Annotated in this window: 18 protein-coding genes and 1 pseudogene; 11 read left to right on the top strand and 8 right to left on the bottom strand. The window is 62.7% G+C overall.

What is annotated here, in order from left to right:
- Window positions 1–616: 616 nt before the first annotated feature.
- On the bottom strand, window positions 617–1,171 hold the full coding sequence (locus tag ACPEH0_RS14530) for a hypothetical protein (RefSeq protein ID WP_366214713.1): 555 nt from the start codon (window positions 1,169–1,171) through the stop codon (window positions 617–619).
- A 141-nt stretch (window positions 1,172–1,312) separates the two neighbouring features.
- Between ACPEH0_RS14530 and ACPEH0_RS14525 the strand changes: the two genes are divergently transcribed.
- On the top strand, window positions 1,313–1,519 hold the full coding sequence (locus ACPEH0_RS14525; RefSeq protein ID WP_366214712.1) for a hypothetical protein: 207 nt from the start codon (window positions 1,313–1,315) through the stop codon (window positions 1,517–1,519).
- 89 nt (window positions 1,520–1,608) lie between these two features.
- On the opposite strand, the gene ACPEH0_RS14520 is transcribed toward ACPEH0_RS14525, so the two are convergent.
- Entirely contained in the window at window positions 1,609–2,673 is a 1,065-nt protein-coding gene (locus ACPEH0_RS14520; RefSeq protein WP_359921440.1) for a hypothetical protein, read from the bottom strand.
- 347 nt (window positions 2,674–3,020) lie between these two features.
- Here ACPEH0_RS14520 and ACPEH0_RS14515 point away from each other — a divergent pair, with 347 nt between their 5' ends.
- The 5 genes from ACPEH0_RS14515 (at window position 3,021) to ACPEH0_RS14495 (ending at window position 6,030) form a co-directional block, all read left to right on the top strand.
- Window positions 3,021–3,602 carry a recombinase family protein gene (locus ACPEH0_RS14515; RefSeq protein ID WP_242088785.1) on the top strand — a complete coding sequence of 194 codons (582 nt, stop codon included), beginning with the start codon at window positions 3,021–3,023 and terminating at the stop codon, window positions 3,600–3,602.
- 180 nt (window positions 3,603–3,782) lie between these two features.
- Complete coding sequence (cmtR, locus tag ACPEH0_RS14510; RefSeq protein ID WP_006590980.1) at window positions 3,783–4,142, top strand: Cd(II)/Pb(II)-sensing metalloregulatory transcriptional regulator CmtR; 360 nt, start codon at window positions 3,783–3,785, stop codon at window positions 4,140–4,142.
- Window positions 4,139–4,741 (top strand): cadmium resistance transporter, encoded by a 603-nt coding sequence (locus ACPEH0_RS14505; RefSeq protein WP_016997609.1) that lies wholly within the window; start codon window positions 4,139–4,141, stop codon window positions 4,739–4,741. Before cmtR ends, ACPEH0_RS14505 begins: the two co-directional genes overlap by 4 nt.
- 238 nt (window positions 4,742–4,979) lie before the next feature.
- Window positions 4,980–5,567 (top strand): recombinase family protein, encoded by a 588-nt coding sequence (locus tag ACPEH0_RS14500; RefSeq protein WP_242086938.1) that lies wholly within the window; start codon window positions 4,980–4,982, stop codon window positions 5,565–5,567.
- The gene (locus ACPEH0_RS14495; RefSeq protein WP_366214711.1) at window positions 5,560–6,030 is read left to right on the top strand and encodes a hypothetical protein; all 471 of its coding nucleotides are present in this window, start codon (window positions 5,560–5,562) and stop codon (window positions 6,028–6,030) included. Before ACPEH0_RS14500 ends, ACPEH0_RS14495 begins: the two co-directional genes overlap by 8 nt.
- Before the next feature lie 950 nt (window positions 6,031–6,980).
- Here ACPEH0_RS14495 and ACPEH0_RS14490 read toward each other — a convergent pair.
- Window positions 6,981–8,234: a DUF3238 domain-containing protein gene (locus ACPEH0_RS14490; RefSeq protein ID WP_366214710.1), complete on the bottom strand. Its 1,254-nt coding sequence runs from the start codon at window positions 8,232–8,234 to the stop codon at window positions 6,981–6,983.
- Between the two features lie 285 nt (window positions 8,235–8,519).
- Between ACPEH0_RS14490 and ACPEH0_RS14485 the strand changes: the two genes are divergently transcribed.
- Window positions 8,520–8,744, top strand: coding sequence for a hypothetical protein (locus ACPEH0_RS14485; protein WP_366214709.1), 225 nt, complete (start codon window positions 8,520–8,522; stop codon window positions 8,742–8,744).
- 43 nt (window positions 8,745–8,787) lie between these two features.
- Here ACPEH0_RS14485 and ACPEH0_RS14480 read toward each other — a convergent pair.
- Window positions 8,788–9,011: pseudogene (locus ACPEH0_RS14480) on the bottom strand (helix-turn-helix domain-containing protein); the annotation flags it as partial.
- Between the two features lie 144 nt (window positions 9,012–9,155).
- On the opposite strand from ACPEH0_RS14480, the gene ACPEH0_RS14475 reads away from it, so the two are divergent.
- Both ACPEH0_RS14475 and ACPEH0_RS14470 read left to right on the top strand, forming a co-directional pair.
- Window positions 9,156–10,041 (top strand): IS5 family transposase gene (locus ACPEH0_RS14475; protein WP_366214708.1). Its coding sequence is split into 2 segments (ribosomal slippage): window positions 9,156–9,506 and window positions 9,508–10,041, totalling 885 coding nucleotides; the frame shifts between segments, so codons are not numbered across the junction.
- 117 nt (window positions 10,042–10,158) lie between these two features.
- A complete protein-coding gene (locus ACPEH0_RS14470; RefSeq protein ID WP_366214707.1) occupies window positions 10,159–10,875 on the top strand; it encodes a hypothetical protein in 717 nt (238 codons plus the stop codon).
- 121 nt (window positions 10,876–10,996) lie between these two features.
- Here ACPEH0_RS14470 and ACPEH0_RS14465 read toward each other — a convergent pair whose 3' ends face one another.
- Complete coding sequence (locus ACPEH0_RS14465) at window positions 10,997–11,509, bottom strand: hypothetical protein (protein ID WP_217532593.1); 513 nt, start codon at window positions 11,507–11,509, stop codon at window positions 10,997–10,999.
- Between the two features lie 174 nt (window positions 11,510–11,683).
- On the opposite strand from ACPEH0_RS14465, the gene ACPEH0_RS14460 reads away from it, so the two are divergent.
- Both ACPEH0_RS14460 and ACPEH0_RS14455 read left to right on the top strand, forming a co-directional pair.
- A complete protein-coding gene (locus ACPEH0_RS14460; protein ID WP_217532595.1) occupies window positions 11,684–12,058 on the top strand; it encodes a hypothetical protein in 375 nt (124 codons plus the stop codon).
- Window positions 12,059–12,818: 760 nt separating this feature from the next.
- Window positions 12,819–13,397 carry a hypothetical protein gene (locus tag ACPEH0_RS14455; protein WP_366214706.1) on the top strand — a complete coding sequence of 193 codons (579 nt, stop codon included), beginning with the start codon at window positions 12,819–12,821 and terminating at the stop codon, window positions 13,395–13,397.
- Between the two features lie 66 nt (window positions 13,398–13,463).
- Here the strand turns inward: ACPEH0_RS14455 and ACPEH0_RS14450 are convergent, their stop codons facing one another.
- Genes ACPEH0_RS14450 through ACPEH0_RS14440 form a run of 3 tightly spaced genes read right to left on the bottom strand, consistent with a single transcriptional unit; the run spans window position 13,464 to window position 16,083 of the window.
- Window positions 13,464–14,492 carry an ABC transporter permease gene (locus tag ACPEH0_RS14450; protein ID WP_366214705.1) on the bottom strand — a complete coding sequence of 343 codons (1,029 nt, stop codon included), beginning with the start codon at window positions 14,490–14,492 and terminating at the stop codon, window positions 13,464–13,466.
- A gap of 53 nt (window positions 14,493–14,545) precedes the next feature.
- Window positions 14,546–15,190 (bottom strand): ABC transporter ATP-binding protein, encoded by a 645-nt coding sequence (locus tag ACPEH0_RS14445; protein ID WP_366214704.1) that lies wholly within the window; start codon window positions 15,188–15,190, stop codon window positions 14,546–14,548.
- The gene (locus ACPEH0_RS14440) at window positions 15,187–16,083 is read right to left on the bottom strand and encodes a peptidoglycan-binding domain-containing protein (RefSeq protein ID WP_366214703.1); all 897 of its coding nucleotides are present in this window, start codon (window positions 16,081–16,083) and stop codon (window positions 15,187–15,189) included. The genes ACPEH0_RS14445 and ACPEH0_RS14440 overlap by 4 nt, the downstream gene beginning before the upstream one ends.
- Window positions 16,084–17,124: the final 1,041 nt, after the last annotated feature.

Here is a 17,124-nt window from a genome sequence, read left to right as displayed (position 1 = left end):
GATCAACGCCCAGTCCTCCAAAGTGATCACTCTCCAATCGTTGAGTGTTCACTTTTCAAGCGCCGCTACTGTCCAGTTTTCGAGCGCCGTCGACACGGGGTCGCTTTGCAGTCGTGCCATTTCGCCAGCGCACCGTGCGTCGCTCGGTGACTGATCGCGAGGACCATGAGCATCCAGTCCGGTCGCGCTGACAATGTGCCACGGATGATGCCGTCGTTCATCGTGATGTCCAAGAATGCGAGCCCGAGCGCCCCTCGCCGCATCGAGGGGTGAGTAAACCCGCTCGCGAGACGCCACATGAAGACCAACTTCGAAGCGCCCTGGGTCTGATGGAGACTCGCGGGTCGCGTTGGTCGCCTAAGCGCATGGAGCCGCGGCTGTGCGCTTCGCGGTCGCTCGCGACCGTTGCGCATACGCGCGGTGCCCGATTAGGGATCGCTTTGTGGGACGCCATCGAGCGTGCGCGCTTGCTGACGACTCAGGCAGAATCACGTGCCTCACCGACGATGTCGACCGTCCCATATATGTGAATTTGATCGCTTCATGGCGGTGAATCTTCATCGCTATTTGGCGCAGTGGGGTGCCCGGTAGGGATGGGCCAACGGACGAATGCCTCCTAGATGGTGGGCAGGAGTCCCACCAGCGAAGCGACGAGGATCATCGCCCAGCCGATTATCGACAGACCACGCCAGAGGGCCGGTCGAGTGAACGCGACGATGGTGGTGCCGAGCGAGATGAGAATCACCGCGAAGGGCACGATGACGGCCAAGCCGTATCGTGCGCTTCCGTTTGTGTCGAATGGCCACGCTGCGACCCAGGCCAAAATGCCCATGATCACGATGAGAGCTGATCCGATGATGGGAGCGGCGATTCGGGGCATGGCTCGCCGCCGCTGGATGCCGATCGCAACACCACCAGCGACGGCACCGGCCACTACTCCGGCGACGATAGCGACCCAACCCGACGCCGGCGCTCTTCCTTCGATCGTCCATCCGATAGCGGATGCCAGGTACAGGATGGCGACCAAGCCGCCGGTAGTCGCAGCGGCGGCCAAACTCGCGGCTACCCACCGTGATTGACGTTCCGCGGCTGAAGCGGAATCGACTTGGTTGTTGTTGATCTCTGCCTGGTTCATGACCTTGCCGTCGCTTTGAGTGCGTCTGTCTGACATCGTGCCACGCCGCCCGGATACCGGTCCCTCAGCGGGCGGCATGTCAGTAGCGGTGATGGCCGAAGCGCTGGTCAGGGCGCGGAGCTGGTGCGTCGCTGGACGAGAGCGAAAGCGACGACAAGTGAGGCCAGCGTAAAGACAATGGCCCACGCGAGCGCTGGTATCTCTGTGCCCAAAGATGGGACTGTCCAGTTCTCGAGTTCGGGTCGCAACGAGAACTGCCACGCGTTCCATGTGGTGAATGTCCACCGCAACGCCACGAACAACAAGGCGCCGATCGGGATCGACGCGCATGCCACCAGCATCATCGCGGTGGCCCTGCGCCTGCGCTCCATTCCGTCAGCTTAACCCTCGTGGTCCAGCCCCCGTCCACGGGCTTCGGCTGCCCGTCCGCGGGTCCTTCAGCGCGCGACCTGTTGCGGGCTGGCCGCGATGGACTAAATGTGCTGGACGCCGTTGCGAGCGTGTTCGGTGGAGGGCGGTGCCATCGTGTCTAGGTCTTCCATGAGGTGGATGGATGCGTACGTGGCGGGGCGTATCCGGCCGGCTGTGTCGTAGACCTGGATGGATCGGCGGAGCCGGCCTGCCGGGTAGTGCGGGTGGGTGAAGGACACGTCGACGCGTGTGTGGGGCCATTGACCGTTTACTTCGACGAGGGGATCGCGGAGCCCACGCGCAAGTGGACCGGTGCTGCCATCTGCGCTGTGCCAGTAGTGGTCGAGGTGATCGAACTCGCGCAGCACCGACTTCACGGCCGCCTCTTTTTCGGTGTCGCTCAGCTGGACCATATCCCAGGAGATAGGAGCGTGCGCGGGGGGACTGGCGGGTGATCGGGGCACTGCCGTTTCCATCGCCGTGAACAGTTCCTGGTCGTCAAAGCGTTCGGCGTCGCGCCCCGACGGGCGTATCTCGTCGGGGAGCTCGTCACCGAGGGGGACGCCGATGTAGCTGTACATGTATGTCCGCCCGCCCCAGCCTGCGCTCTTCGTCGCGGGCGCACCATCGTGAAGGACCACTCGCGCAGATCCGCCGTGATCGAGGGCGAATGCGGGCACTCCCTCAACCGTGACTTTTCGCGCATGTCCGCCAGGTTGCAGAACCGTCACCTGCTGAAGTTCGCGCCATGCGCTCTGAATGTCGGGGTTGGGCAGATTGCTGGTCATCAACCACAGTCCATGCCTCGTCGGCCCGAGTGCGTGGCGAGCGGTGAGGCCGGTGAACTCTGTCAGACGACCATCGCCGGCGATATGCACAGCGGCGGGCGCGCCGTCCGGCAACTCGGCATCCTCCGACTCTTCCGGACGATAGAACACCCACGCGCCTGTCGGAGCACCCATCACGGTAACCGACACCGCCCGCGGCCCAACATCCAGGTCCGGCCACGACACGATCACATCGTCCGCGCCCCGCGACCGGATCACAGCCATCGGGTAATCGAGGCTCACTATGATCGGCGCGTCTTCAGCGCCGACCTCGAACCAACCAGCCTCCTCGAAACTCATGAAGCTCAGCGTCTCAGATCGTTCGCGGTCCGTGTGGGCTAACGCGCATACCTACCGCGCGGATGCCGGTCGACAAGCGGGCTGCCGGTCGCCTGATCGGGGCGTCGCGCGGCCGTCGTCACCCTGGTGTCCGTATGCCCCGCTCGGTGAACCTGCCCGCGCAGGCGCCTCATACGCGACACCGTAGGTGCCTCACAACCCTAGGGATACGCGACGTCTCGCCAGCTCGGTCAGGATCGCAGGAGGACGGCGGAATATCTCGGGGACGGCGATTCTCATAACCATGTGTCGAAACTGCATGGTTGGATTCAGGTACTCAACGTCAGTTATGAGACACCTGGAGCATCGTGACGAAACTGATTGGATACGCGCGGGTATCGACGCGGCCGCAGTCGACGGATCGGCAGGAGACTGACCTTCTGGGTGCCGGCGTCCGGCGCGACGACTTGTACGTCGATCACGGCGTCTCCGGGGCCAGGGCATCCCGTCCGCAGTTCGATCGCGCGCTTGATGCGCTCGAGGCCGGAGACACGCTCATCATCACGACCTTGGATCGGCTCGGCCGATCGACGCAGAACATGCTCGGCTTCGCACAGGAGCTGCGCGACCGCGGCGCGGGCCTTCGCGTGCTGAACCTCGGCGGCGGCGACGTCAACACCTCAACCCCGATGGGGTCCATGCTGTTCACGGTCATGGCTGCGCTGGCGCAGATGGAGCACGACATCAAGCGAGAGCGGATCGTCGACTCGATCAGCAAGCGCCGGGCCGCGGGGAAGGATCTCGGCGGTCGCCCGCGTCGGGTAACCGACAGTCAGATCCGCAACGCTCTTCGCCTGGTCCAGAGCGGTGAGCCCGCAGCTCAAGTCGCCCGCGATCTTGGAATGTCCCGCGCGACGTTCTACAGAAGGTCCCGCGCCCTATCCGACTAGTGCTGCGCTCGGCCCGCCGATGCGACACAGAGCGATCACAGAACGCCGCCATTTATCGGCAAAAGTCACATCGTCGAGGATGAAGCTCTCTCGACGTACGGTGAAGGTTCCCCTTACGGGCATGCGATCTAGGCTGACGCCTGTGACCGAGTGTTCAGTGCGCGCTGTATAGTTCAGTCCATGCTGACTATTGCTTCGCGTCTCGACGTGATGAACCGCCTGGGTCGTGCACTGGCCGACCCCACTCGATCCCGGATCATCTTGACCCTGCTCGACCATCCCGCTTACCCGGCGGAACTGGCCCGAGATCTGGACCTGACACGCCCGAACGTGTCCAACCACCTGGCATGCCTGCGCGATTGCGGGATCGTCGTCTCCGAGCCCGAGGGTCGTCGGACACGATATGAGATCGCCGATTCGCACCTGGCGCAGGCGCTGACGGCACTGGTCGATGCCACCCTGGCAGTGGACGAAGACGCCCCGTGCATCGATCCCGCCTGCTCGCTTCCCGGATGCGACGCAGCTGGGGAGGGCGCATGATCCTCACCTCGGTCTTGCAGGCGATGGGCCTGTTCGCAGCGACCAACATCGACGACATCATCGTGCTCTCCCTCTTCTTCGCGCGAGGGGCAGGCCAGCGCGGCACTACCGCCCGCATTCTGGCCGGCCAGTACCTCGGATTCGCCGGCATCCTCGGTGCCGCGGTCCTGGTGACCATCGGTGCCGGAGCATTCCTGCCCTCGGCAGCCATCCCGTACTTCGGTCTCATCCCTCTGGGCCTCGGCCTCTGGGCCGCATGGCAGGCCTGGCGCGGAGACGATGACGACGATGACGACGAGGCCAAGGTTGCCGGCAAGAAGGTCGGCGTGTGGACAGTCGCAGGCGTCACCCTTGCCAACGGCGGCGACAACATCGGCGTCTACACCCCTGTCTTCCTCAGCGTGGAACCTCTCGCAGTAGTCGCCTACTGCATCGTCTTCCTCGCGCTCGTCGCGGTCCTGGTGGCCCTGGCAAAGTTCGTCGCCACTCGCCCCCCGATCGCAGAAGTGCTCGAACGCTGGGAGCACATCCTCTTCCCCATCGTTCTCATCGGCCTCGGCATCGTGATCCTCGTCAGCGGCGGAGCCTTCGGACTTTGACGTAGCGGCAGCGATCCAAACGGCCCCGACCGGGCGCACCCCTCTCGGTTCAGACCGCGACACCTACCTGCAGCCAGTCCTGCGTGATCGCGGCAACAAGACCGCCACGGAGCGCTGCAAAAACCCCGCCACCAAGCGAACGAAGCCACACCTCACCGACGATGTCGACCGTCCCATATAGCGTGTTCGTAAGGAATCCCGCTGACGGTTCCCTATATGGAACGACGAGGAGGGTCAGATGATCGTTGGCTACGCACGGGTGTCCACTATCGCTCAGGACGTCGAGACGCAGCGCCTCGCCCTGCTCGAGCTGGGAGTCGCCCCCGACCGGATCTACACCGACGAGGGGTTCACGGGTAAGAACCTCGAGCGGTCAGGGCTGCGTGAAGCGATGGCCGCGGTGCGAGAAGGGGACACTCTCGTCGTCCCGCGGCTGGACCGGTTCGCGCGGAACGCCGAAGAGACGCTCCGGCAGGTTCGTGAGCTCACCGAACGAGGCGTGATCTTTCAGATGGGGCGCACCACGTACGACCCTCGCGACCCGTGGTCGAAGCTGTTTCTCACTTTCCTCGCCGGCATGGCCGAGGCGGAGGGCGGATGGATCAGTCTTCGGACCCAGGAGGCGATGGCGCGCCCCGCGGTCCGGGCGAAGTTGAAGGGTCGGCAGCCGAGCTTGTCGCCCGAGAAGGATGCGGCGATCGCCAGGCACCTCGCGGACAACGAGATGACTCCGGCAGAGATCGCCACGCTATTCAACACGTCGCGCAGCAGCGTCTACCGCGCGGCCGGCAGGCACCAGAAGCGGATGGAGGCGCGTCGTGGCTGAGTGGGGTTCGACTGGTTGGATCATCGGTCTCGTTGCGCTGGTGGCCCTGCTCTTCGTCTTCGTGTGGGCGGTTCGCGGACTGAACCAGCGACGCCTTCCCGCCTTGCTCGAAGGCGTGAGGCTGGAAGTGATGGCACCCGTCCTGGTGGACGATCGTGTGGTCGACGCGGACTGGGAGATCCCATTTGTCGCGTCGAATCCGACCCGGCGGCCGCGTTGTGTGCCGATCTTGTCGGAGGCGGCGCAGGTCAAAACTGAGCGCGCGCTTTATCGCGCTGTCGTGGAGGTTGAAGAGACGTGGGAGTGGGACGGGCGGCGCCTCGAGCTCAACCCTGAAGGCACCACGGTTGGACGGATCTGGTTGACCCTTCCAGGCGGTCAGACTCCGCGACGAGTGACGATGCATCAGATCCGTCCGATGCAGTACTCGATTTCAGGGCGACTGCAGCCTCCCGTGGGGTGAGTGCAGCACCGCGGTGAGAGGCAGGAGAACACGCAAGCAGAAGCTGCCGTCGAGATCGTTCCCCATGAAACGGGCGGAACTCGAGGCCATCCAGCGTCACGGGACAGTTGATCTCTTCGTCTCCCATGTGCGTACAGACGGGACGTATGTGGGAAGCCCATGTACGCCGTGGTCGGCTCACTAATCGCAACGACCGGAGGCGTGCGGCGATCTGGAACTGCCCGCCGATGTCACTTTTGGAAAACTGGGAGTGACGTCGAATCGACTAGGTCGCGAGTGGATCGTGTTCTCCAGCTGATGGCCTGGATCCTCAGAAATGTGTGACCAAGTCTGGGAGCCGTCAGCCCTTCGATCCTCGGGTGGCTGAGGACAAGCGTTCAACCACAGGGCCGTCGGGTTTAGTGAACGCTGCAGGCGGGTTCTTGCCTGTTGGTCGCGCCCATCGAGGTAGCCACTGTCGTAAGCACATCATCGCGGCCGAGAGGTAGGCAACCAGAGCAACTACGTTGATGAACACGGCAAGAGCAAGAGCTGGATAACCCTCTACCGTGCGCAATGCAAAGGAAGCAACGGCCGCCGCACCTCCGAGCGCGACCGAGCTCAAGATTATTCGTGTGGACGTCGCATCGAAGGGAAGGATGCCAGTCGCCAAGAGCAGGACCGATGCGACCACTGAACCTGGAGGGAGAACGCCGGACGTCGTGACGAAAGTCACCGCCCATCCTACGAACAACAACGGCAGCAGGGCGTACACAAGCAAGGCACGCTTCAGCAAGTGGCCCGCAGCTATCGTCCCTATCAAGATTGATAGTAGGGGAGCGAACGCGATCCCTGAGTCCCCAGACGCCCATGGGGGTATGGCGGCGACGAGCACACTCGAAGTGCTCGCAGCCGCAGCCGATACCAGCAGCACTGCGCCGGCCATGCCAGACGAACGCATCAAAGGCTTCTCAAAGCGGTGACACCAACCGGTATATGTCGACGTTGGCCTTCGGCATCGCAGCGAAAAGGTACTCGAACCCCTTGTTGGTGGCCGTGTAGACGTTCTTCCATGGACCGGTTATACCGTTGGCTCCCCATCGCGTCCTGAATTCGTAAGACGGTGCCTGTTCATGCCACCCGCGCAACGTCACATACCCATTTTGAGTTGAGCCAAACGTGAACCTGTAGTCGATAGGGTCGGCAAAGGCGCATAGGGGATCAGTTGCCTCGTGCTCCCATGTGCTCAGCACCGAGTTGGGATCTCCCGCATCGCCAACACGCTGAATACCCGAAAGGTTGGTACGTTTCTGCACCACTGTGTTCCCGTTCGCGTCGATCAGTCGCGTCCCTGATGTCTTCGTGCCGAACGAAGTGATGGGGTACGGAGCACCGTCGGTGATGTTGTACGTGGCCCATATCTGGGTTCGGACACTGGGATTTGAGGTGTTCGGCCCCGCGAACGTTCGATTGTCGCCGGCGAACCGCAGCAGGGTTCCCGGCTGAACGCTCCAAGCCTGCAAGCACGCGGGGACATTCCACGGCCCGTTGATGGCATAGTCCGGAATGAACGTGTTCAGCTGCTGGTTGATTGTGGTGACCTGCGCTGCCTGGGCGCGCAGCACGTCCTCGTTCTTGTCGACGGATCGGCTTTCGACGTTCAGTCGGTCACCGATCGAGCTGGAGTCGACATGAGGAACATCCAAAACCACGAGGAAGGGCTCGGTCGCGGGTTGACCGTCGACCAGCACCTCCCGATGCCCCTCGATACGATATTCCGAGATGCCCTGGCTCGGAGGCCGATCATCGGTGAAGGTCGTTTCCCGGGTCGTGCCGATCGGCCGGCCATCACGACGGATCTCCCATTCGATTGAGCTGCCCTCGGGCGCTGACCAGGTGAGGGTAACGCGCCCCGTTGTGCTGGCCACAAAAGTGGCTGGATTCCTTGTGTCGGATGCGTTGGGATGACGGACAAGCTCAATCTGACGTTCGTTGATGACGTCGTTAGCTGAGACGCGCATCGTCACCAGAAAGTTGTCGCCTTCTGCGACCAGGGCACTCCTGGCAGTCCCCACTTCACGCAATGTCATCGCGGTCTCGTCAACGACAAACGTGATCTCACGGTCGGGTGCATCGTTCGGTTTCCCAGAGGCGCTGGTTGCGGACAGTAGCCCCACAGCTACCGTCGTGGCACCGATCATCAGGGCAATCTTCGAGATCTTCATGTTTCCCCCCGGAATAGTTGGGTCTCAGACTGCTCGAGCTCGGCAGTAATAGCAATCGGATTGACGAACTGAATCGGCCTGACTTTCGTTCCTATCGGGAGTCTTGTCCGGCAGGCGCCGGATTGGCTGATTCGAGGTCAGCGTAATACGCCTGTTCAACCTCGACCGGGGTGCGCATGTCGAGCTCGCCGTGGAGGCGGGAGTTGTTCCACCACCACACCCACTCCAGCGTCGCGAGCTCAGTCATCCGGGAACGGGCCTCCGCTTGCGCTCATCTACGAGCGCATGTCGGCCCAGTACGAGGAACGCAGCGCTCAGTACCGCGAGCTTCGCACCGCACACGGGAAGGCCGTTTGTCTCGCCGACCGTGTGGCGGCAGAACGAGCCATTCGCGAGGCGCTGCCCACCGAGCAGCTCGTCGCCGAGGCCGCTGCCCGCCTCGAGCACGTGAAGCAGGTGACCGGTGCGCGACAGCCCTCCACCGATCGCGATTCTGGGCTGTCGCTCTAAGAGGTGGATTGCCGGTCTATCTCTAGGCGTACCCGAGTCTCCTCACACACACACCAGTGCGATGCGGATGCGTATGCGTACGCGCCACGCTCGACCGATCCCGCAAGCCCCCTTGCCGTGCTCCCGGAACCGGCGCCACCACCGCCACGCCGTAGTGCGGGAAACACCCATCTCCGCCGCGACATGCGCGACCGCACGCCCCGATCCGATGCGTTGGACCATGATCAACCTGCCGGCCGGAGTCAGCCGGGCATTAGCGCGAGACACGAGAGACCTCCGTGTGATCGAGCTGAGGAATTAGACAGCTCCAACTCGACCCCGGAGGTCTCTCCTACGTCAACAACGATCCGGGTCAGTACACCTAGGGCGTGTCTCATAAAGGGCGAGGGGTAGAGCCGAGATGCTGGTGGGGTGTCTCGCTTCCAGCTCCTCTCCGATGACCAGTGGGCGCTGATCGCTCCGTTCCTCCCGTCCCGGACGGGCCGGCAGGGGCGTCCGTTCTCGGACGCACGGACGGTCGTGGAGGGCATCATCTACCGGTATCGGTGCGGGATCGCGTGGCGTGATCTGCCGCGGGAGTTCGGGCCGTGGCAGACGGTGTGGCGGTGGCATCGGAACCTCGCGGCCGATGGCACCTGGGACCGGATTCATCAGACGCTGCTGGCCGCCGCCGATCAGGCGGGGAAGATCGGCTGGTCCGTGTCGGTGGATTCCACGATCGCCAGGGCGCATCAGCGCGCGACGAACCTCACGCGCCTCACAGGGGGCTGGATCGAATTACACGGATCCGACCGTCGAGCCGCCTGATCACGCGATCGGTCGCTCCCGGGGCGGACTGTCGACGAAGATCCATCAGCTCGTCGATGACCACGGTCTGCCGCTGGTGATCGCTGTCGCGCCGGGCCAGTCTGGTGACGCGCCCGCGCTGTTGCCGTTGCTGGGCGGGCTCCGAGTCGCACGCCCGGTGGGGCGTCCCCGCACCAGGCCCGACGCGGTGCGCGGGGACAAGGCGTACTCCTCGCGCGCGATCCGCGCTCATCTGCGCGACCGCGGGATCCGGGCGGTGATCCCGCAGCCGCGCGACCAGCAGGCGCATCGGAAACGGCGCGGGTCACGCGGCGGGCGACCTCCCGGGTTCGACGCGGTCGATTACAAGGGCAGGAACGTCGTTGAACGGCGGTTCTGTCACGTCAAGCAGTGGCGGGGCCTGGCGACACGTTACGACAAGCTCGCGGTCGTGTTCCGCGCCGCGGTGGTCCTCAACGCGGTCATCGCCTGGACCCACCACTGTTTATGAGACACACCCTAGGCGGGGTGCAAGGCAGGCCCGAGTCGGCTATCCACAGAGCTCGGTCGAGTATCCGCACGACAACGTGCCATTCTCGCTTCTGTGCCAGCCGAATACATCTCGCTGATGACCACCCCGTACCCGCTCTCTGTCGGTGCCAATTCTGCTTCCGCCGCGTCGAGCTCCGACTCGTTCGAGGTGTGGTCGGTTCTCGTCGCAGCCTTCGCCGCGTTCTTTGCTGCTGCATCGCTAGTGACACAGCTCAGGGAGACGTACTGGTCGCGGCCAGTGATCGTTCTCGACACATCACTCAGAAGTTCCTCTCGTGGTTGGGAGGCCCAGATTCTCGTCACGAACGTTGGCGAGCGTGCTGTGACGATCACTCGCAGCGGCTGGTGGTTCAGTTATGGCACGCACTACGAGGACGTCATCGAGGCCAACAAGACTGTCAAGCTGCCCTACAGGCTCGAACCTCACGATGCGATCGCGTTTCGCGACCTGATTGAGGTCGACGAGGCCGACTGGACCCGCGCCAATGGTGGACTCTACAAACCGGCAGAGTCCTATGACGGAATCTCGGAAGGGGCTTGGCGGAACGACGAACTGCCCGAGCTCAACCAGTACGCCGACCCCTTCGTCGAAGTCGTCCGCCGACCTCGCGGTTTCGTGATCAGGTCTGCCGGCGTCGCGGTCAGACGGGTCGGTAGAGCGCTGATGTGGCGATCCGCGAAGACCATGCTCAAAGCGAGTTGGTGGCGGTTCATGAGGCAGAACACTCCGAAGGGCCACGCTCGTATCTGGGGGCAGCCGCAGATCGTCCGCGAACCCGTAGACGGGATGTGAAGCGGGTTGAGGCGCGCAAGGGGAGGCGTCCCGCTAACGTTATGTCAGTTATCTGACATAACGGTGATTATCGGTAATAAACGGGAGGGGTCGAGGATTGCCTGTAGAACCGTTGGCGAGGTCAGAGACCGTAGGCCGAAAGAGCTGCTGAGCCGCCGGGCTCATTGAGGAGCAGGGTGTACCAGGAATCGTCTGTAACCCAGATGTAATCGGTGCTTCCATTGAATGCGACGAACGATACGACGGGTATATCGACCAGCTTCTCTAGCGTCTCGGTCATTGCATCTCCTGTGTACAGCCACTCGCCGGAGCGTCTGTCTGTCTTGGGGTTAAACGACCTTGTTGGCGGACTGAACGTAAAGCCAAGGTTTCTCAACGACACCTCGCCACTCGAGTCGAGGACTGACGCCAGGATCGCGGAGACTCCGCGATCCTGAGCCCAACGGACTGCTTTGAACCATCCCTCACGAAGACGGTCGTACTCTTCGTCCTCGTCGCCGCTCCATCCGACGTCCGGGTCATCATCCCGCACAGTGAGATCTGATGCGGTACGTGCAGGCCGGGGACTCATCAGATGAGGTTCGATGAGGAACCAGGACTCCCCGGATGACGCCAAGGGCTGATTCTGCTTCATTTGATCTTCCTCCCCCAGAACGAATAGTGCTGGATGGCTCTGTTTCCGCCTCTCATGGTGACGGTCCCGCGCACCCAATGCTTGTATGGACGCGCCTTGTCGGGCCTATCGAGTTTCAGATATCGCGGTTGCGAAGCGCGCGGTGCCGTGTAGGTGATCTTGAGAATCGTCCCGTTGCGTTTACCCGCCGCGTTGGTCTTTTTGCGCCAGACCTGGACTTTCTCGACCTTGAACTTCTTCTTGCTCTGTGCCGAGGAAGTCGCCTTTGCCGCCTTCGGTTTCTTGACAGGAGACGCGCTAGATGTGCGAGCGATGCGTGAAGGAATGCGAACCAAGCCGTTCCTTCAGGGATACAGGAAGCTCGTCGATGTGAAGCTCGAGATTCTTGAGGCAGACGAGCGATGGCTCACCGTCCGTGGCCGCTTTGCTCGCTTTGGTTTCATCGCACTCTGCGCCAGCATCGCCATCGCCACCGCAGCAACTCTCGCATCGACAGATGCCACACCCCCGGCGGCGCCACCGTCGCCCGCCGTGCCGTCTTCACGCTGAGGTGCCAGCCGACATAAGACCGATTATCGGTGCGGTTCGGAGTGGTCCGCGAACCGCGTGCTCGCTGACACCAGAAACGCCAAGAGCCCGGGCGAGGCGGTCGCGGCGGTTTGGCCTGTGGCAGCTGGTTAGCCTCGAGGTGAGGTGACCCTTGACCCTGCGGCATTTGGCCAGTCGAACAGGGTCGCGAAGTCGCGCCGCAGCTCCGCGCTTTTCCCAGGCTGCATTCAAAAGCTGCCGAGCGGCGCATGAGCGTCAGTCGACTGAATTAGTTAAACCGGTGGAGGATCGGGGCACTGCCGGCTATGGTTGCCCCCTTTTGAAGATGAGGCTCGGGACGCTACGGTTCACATAGCATCCATAAAGGTTGCAGGGATATGGGGGGAAACATGAACAAGGCAAGAAAGAGCATTCTTGGCATGGGGGTGGCGGTCTCGCTCGCAGCGGGTGCCCTCTTTGTCGCTCCGAGCACGGCTATGGCCGCGTCTGAGTTCGGTTCGGACACTCCGATCACGTGTCCGACAAATCGCCCGGCTGGATATGTTGAGTCGATCGCGAAGGGCCGAGTGAACCACAGGGCAGGCGTGACCACGCTCGGCTCGTGGAACAACGGGTCCGCCTACGTGAAGCGCACATCGTGGGTCGGTTCGAGGAACATCCCGGGCTGGCGAACCTGGATCACCGGCACCGGCGGTGACATCTCCAACGGCTACGCTGGATGCAGTAGTTGAGTCGACGCAGGAATCTCCTGATCGGCGCGGTGACTCTGTCAGTGCTGTCGGCTGGACTGGCAGGCTGCACAAGCGCAGCACCGCCCGACAACGACGCTGCTGAGGAAGCACCGTCCTTTGAGGCAGAAGCCGCCGCCCTCGCGGAATCGTTGGGCATCGAGTCGCCTCCAGACGTGAAGCAGGTCCGGGCGATCTCACTCGCGGAGTGGGGCCCCACGATGATCCAGTGCCTCAAAGACTCTGGATGGAACGCGACCGCTACCGATGATGGACAAGGCATTGTCTACCCAACTGTCACTGAGCCCGGCAGGACGGAGTCCCTCAACATCGCGATATATACATGCGAGGTTCAGTATCCCGTCGAGCGGAAGTACGTCACGCCGTTGTCAGACGCTCAGCTCGAGAAGCTCTATGTCTATCGATCGACAGACTTGATCGATTGCCTCGAGGCGGAAGGGTATGACATCGAGGCGGACGTCCCCAGCATGTCCGTCTTCATCGAGTCAGAGGGAGCCTGGTCCCCGTATGAGGGAATCACGCTCACCCCGGACGCTGTGGCCGAGATTAATGAGGCTTGTCCTCAAATCCCCGACGACATCTGGAACTGACTGCGGCGGTCGGTGGTCGCGAAATCTGCTAGTTCGTTTGGCCGAACGAACATAACCGCAGGCACGTCAAGGTACCCGCAGCTCGCGTATGGGTTCTCGGCGGCTGGCGGTGACCGCAGGGACAAGCGCTGCGGCAATTGCGGCTACGAACGCGAGAAGGCCCAGCGCCACCGTGAACTTTGCCCCCGGAAGCGGATCGCCCAGAGCGAGGGATGCACCAGTCGCAACGAGGATGCCAAAGGCGATGCCAACGGCGGCAAGGATTCCGGTCTGAGCAACAAGAAGCGCGACTATGTAGCTACGGGTAGCTCCGAGGGCACGACGTCGCCCAAAATCTTTGCGGCGCATGATGACGAGGCCGTAAAGAATGGCGGCAACAAGCACGGTCGTGATCCCAAGCAGCCCAAGCACCAGCGTGCGCGACGAACTACCGAGCTGAGACTGGATCAGCGCGCGCAGCTGAGCGAGCGTCTCGCTCGTCTGCACGGTGATCATCGTGGGGTCCTCTACTGCAAGGACGGACACGACGGCGTCGGCGAGAGGTGCGACTAGCTCAGGGCTCTCGGCGATTACGACGACGATATTCACTACTGCGGGGCGATCATCGGTGGTGGGGATCAGAGCGAGCGGCTCGAACTTCTCGAGGTAATCCGGAACATTGATGCGGCCACCGATGGTGGCCGTGACGCCGTTTGTAAGCGTCACAGACCCGCCGACATCGGCCAGCCCTAACTGATCGAGGGCGGTCTGGGAGGCATACGCGGTGGATTCGCCGTACAACGGGTTCGCGACGCCCAGCTGATCGAGATCATCGGAATAGATATACCGAACGGGGACGCGGGTGCCGTCCGGAATCAGTGTGTTGGTCGCGTCGACGGCAGAGGAGAACGCGGCCGCCCACTCAATGCCTTCAATGTTCGCCATCCGAGCAAGTACTGCGCTCGTCACGCCAGCGGCATCGTCTGCCCTTATCTCGATCACGCGAGTCCCCGCATCATCGATCGAGGAAAGGACGTCCTGTTCGGCAGCAACCGTGCGTCCGGTCGTCATCATGACAGAGAGGATCATCCCAGCGACCACCAGGATTGCGAGCATCGACGCGACTGGTTGCGAACGGGCAGACGCCGCAGCCTCGACCAACAGCGATCTCACAAAAAGATCTCCTCATCACATGCCCCCGCAACCTCAGGAGAGTGGGTAACGATTACCACCGTTCCTCCGTCGGCGGCGTGGGCGCGCATCGCGTCGACTACAACGAGCGTGGTCGACGGGTCGAGGTTCCCCGTGGGTTCGTCAGCGAGAAGGATGGCGGGCGTGCCCAGCAAGGCCCGACATAATGCAATTCGTTGTGCTTGACCGCCCGAGACCTGTCCGGGCTTGCGGTCTGCGGGGACGTCTACACCGAACCGTTCCAGTAGGCGGAGTGCGTCTGGTTCAACGTCGTGACGGTTCTCACCCCGATAAAGGGCGGTCTCGGTAACGTTGTCGAGGACCGTGCGGCTGCTATCGAGTGCTGCATCCTGAAACACAAACCCAAACTGACGCGCACGCAAGTGTGCCCGCACGGCATCTCGCTCTCCGCTAACCACATGCCCATCAACAAGGATCTCGCCCTTGCTAGGGCGCAGCATCAGCCCTAGTAAATACAACAGGGTGGACTTCCCGCGGCCCGAGGGCCCAGTCAGCGCCGTCATCGACCCGGCTGCGAATTGGGCCGACCATCCCTCCAGCACGGGGACGCCTGCTGTGTACCCAAAGGCAACTTCGCGCGCTTCCAACACTGTGGCACTCATGACGTGGCCCCGGCCGGAACGCGCACGCTCACTCCGGCATCCACGCCCTCTACTACCGACATACCGCGTGCCGCCGAGATGACCTTCACCGGTATCCGTTCTCCCGACACGGCGACGACCGCGAGCTGCCCGTCCGCCCCCGACACGATTGCTGAGGACGGCACCACCAGCCCCGAGACGGTTTCCACCGTCACGATCCTTGACGACAGCGGCACCTGCCCGCCAGTAGCTGGTACCTGATCGCACTGGTCCCCGCAGATACTCGCGTCGCCTTCACCTGACAAAGACACAGTGACTGTTCCCGATGCTTCATCCCTGGACTGGTCGCCGGCGAACGCCACCCAGCGGTCTCCTTCGGGCGATGTGATCTCGACGCGTGTTCCTGCCGGAATCATTGATGCCTGCACATCGGTGACAGGAAGCACGAATTTCGGCGACGATGGCAAGCCCGCAAGCACCGCTTCGCCGCCCGCCAGCGATGCTCCGCGGAATACGAGCTCGTTATCGACCACCACCCGTGAGGGCAACTTCGGGACAAAAATCACGTCCCCTGCCGCCACGACTCCCGTCTGCGGTGCTCCGAGACTTTTCTGCCATGCGCGTACCGCGGCCGCGGTCGCTGAGCCCGCAACCCGATTAACCTCGCCGCGGTAGAACCCGAGATCAGAGAGAAGTTGCTTCACTTGCCGCACGTCTTCGCCTGTCACACCCTCGCCAACGTCACGGAATGCCGGGACGGAGCCCTCCGCCGCGACTACGGGCCGCAAATCGACCGAGTACAGCAGATCTCCCTGTGACACTTGTGCTCCTGGCTCCACCGCGACCTGCGTCACCACGCCAGCGGCACGATTCGCTCCCACCAGCGCGGTATCCCACTCAGCAACCGTGCTCAACTGAAGGCTTGCCCCAACCTCACCAGATACCACCTCGACCGACGTAAAGGCGCGCGCTTCCAACGGGTCTGCCGGGGGTCTCGTCACTTCCAGCGAAGCCCAAATGACACCGCAACCAAGCGCGACCCCAGCCCCAAACATCCCGACGCCGACGAGTACCGTCCGTCGATTGAATCTTGTCACCGCACGTACTCTCCCCACGAGCGTTGACGCTCCGTAGTTAACGTCAGCCTCTTAGCCCTCGATGTTCCCGCCACTTCTGCATCGTATTGCCGTCTCTGCCGCACATTCGTGTACGAGCCGGGCGGCGGTGTCGCATATGGATGCTGTCCGGCTAACGGGCTCCGCTCGGTTGACAAGAGTTGCGCGGCCCTCCTTGGAAAGGCTGCAGAGGGTGCCGTTCGAGCGCACGAAAGCGTGCGGGTCGAACTGCGGCCGCGGCCGACCGAGAAGAGGGCGCCCGTTCTGTCCGACCGGCCCGACATAAGGCCGATTATCGGTGGCGCACAAGCGGGGATCACGACTTGGGATCTTCGCGTTATCACCCGGCAGGGTCGGAGCTCTTTGGGCCGTCGCGGCGGTCGTCCTGAGAGCGGGCACCTGGCTCCATGAAGATCACGCAACCGCCGCCGCAGAGTACGAGTGAAGCCACGCCCGCGACGATGGACCACCCCAGCCCTGCTCCTACCTCCGCAGCGAGGAAATAGCCCAAGATCCCACTGGCTATGCCGACGACTGCCGTCCAGAACCAAGCCCACGGCTTCGAATACATTCAGGAAACCTACCTTTATGACTGCTCGCTAGCTACTGATCTGTTCGGGGTTCCCGGTACACGAACCACCCGCGTGCGTGCGAAACTTCAACCGGACGTTCGGCGCGCAAGGCAGGTCTCGGGGACGTCTTTGCCAGCATCAGTTGCCTATCCAGTACATGAATTGACGGCGTCGGGCGTGAGGAACGAACTGATGACAGTTTCGGTTTAGGCCGCGAGTGTGAGCGGCTCGGTTAGCTTGGCTTCGAACTCGATCGGCGTCAAGCCGC

The sequence above is a fragment of the Microbacterium sp. NPDC079356 genome, assembly GCF_049545465.1.
In the GTDB taxonomy this organism is placed as follows: Bacteria; Actinomycetota; Actinomycetes; order Actinomycetales; family Microbacteriaceae; genus Microbacterium; species Microbacterium gawkjiense.
The sequence above is the reverse complement of the archived record's forward strand: the minus strand, read 5'-3'. Positions and strand labels throughout refer to the sequence as shown.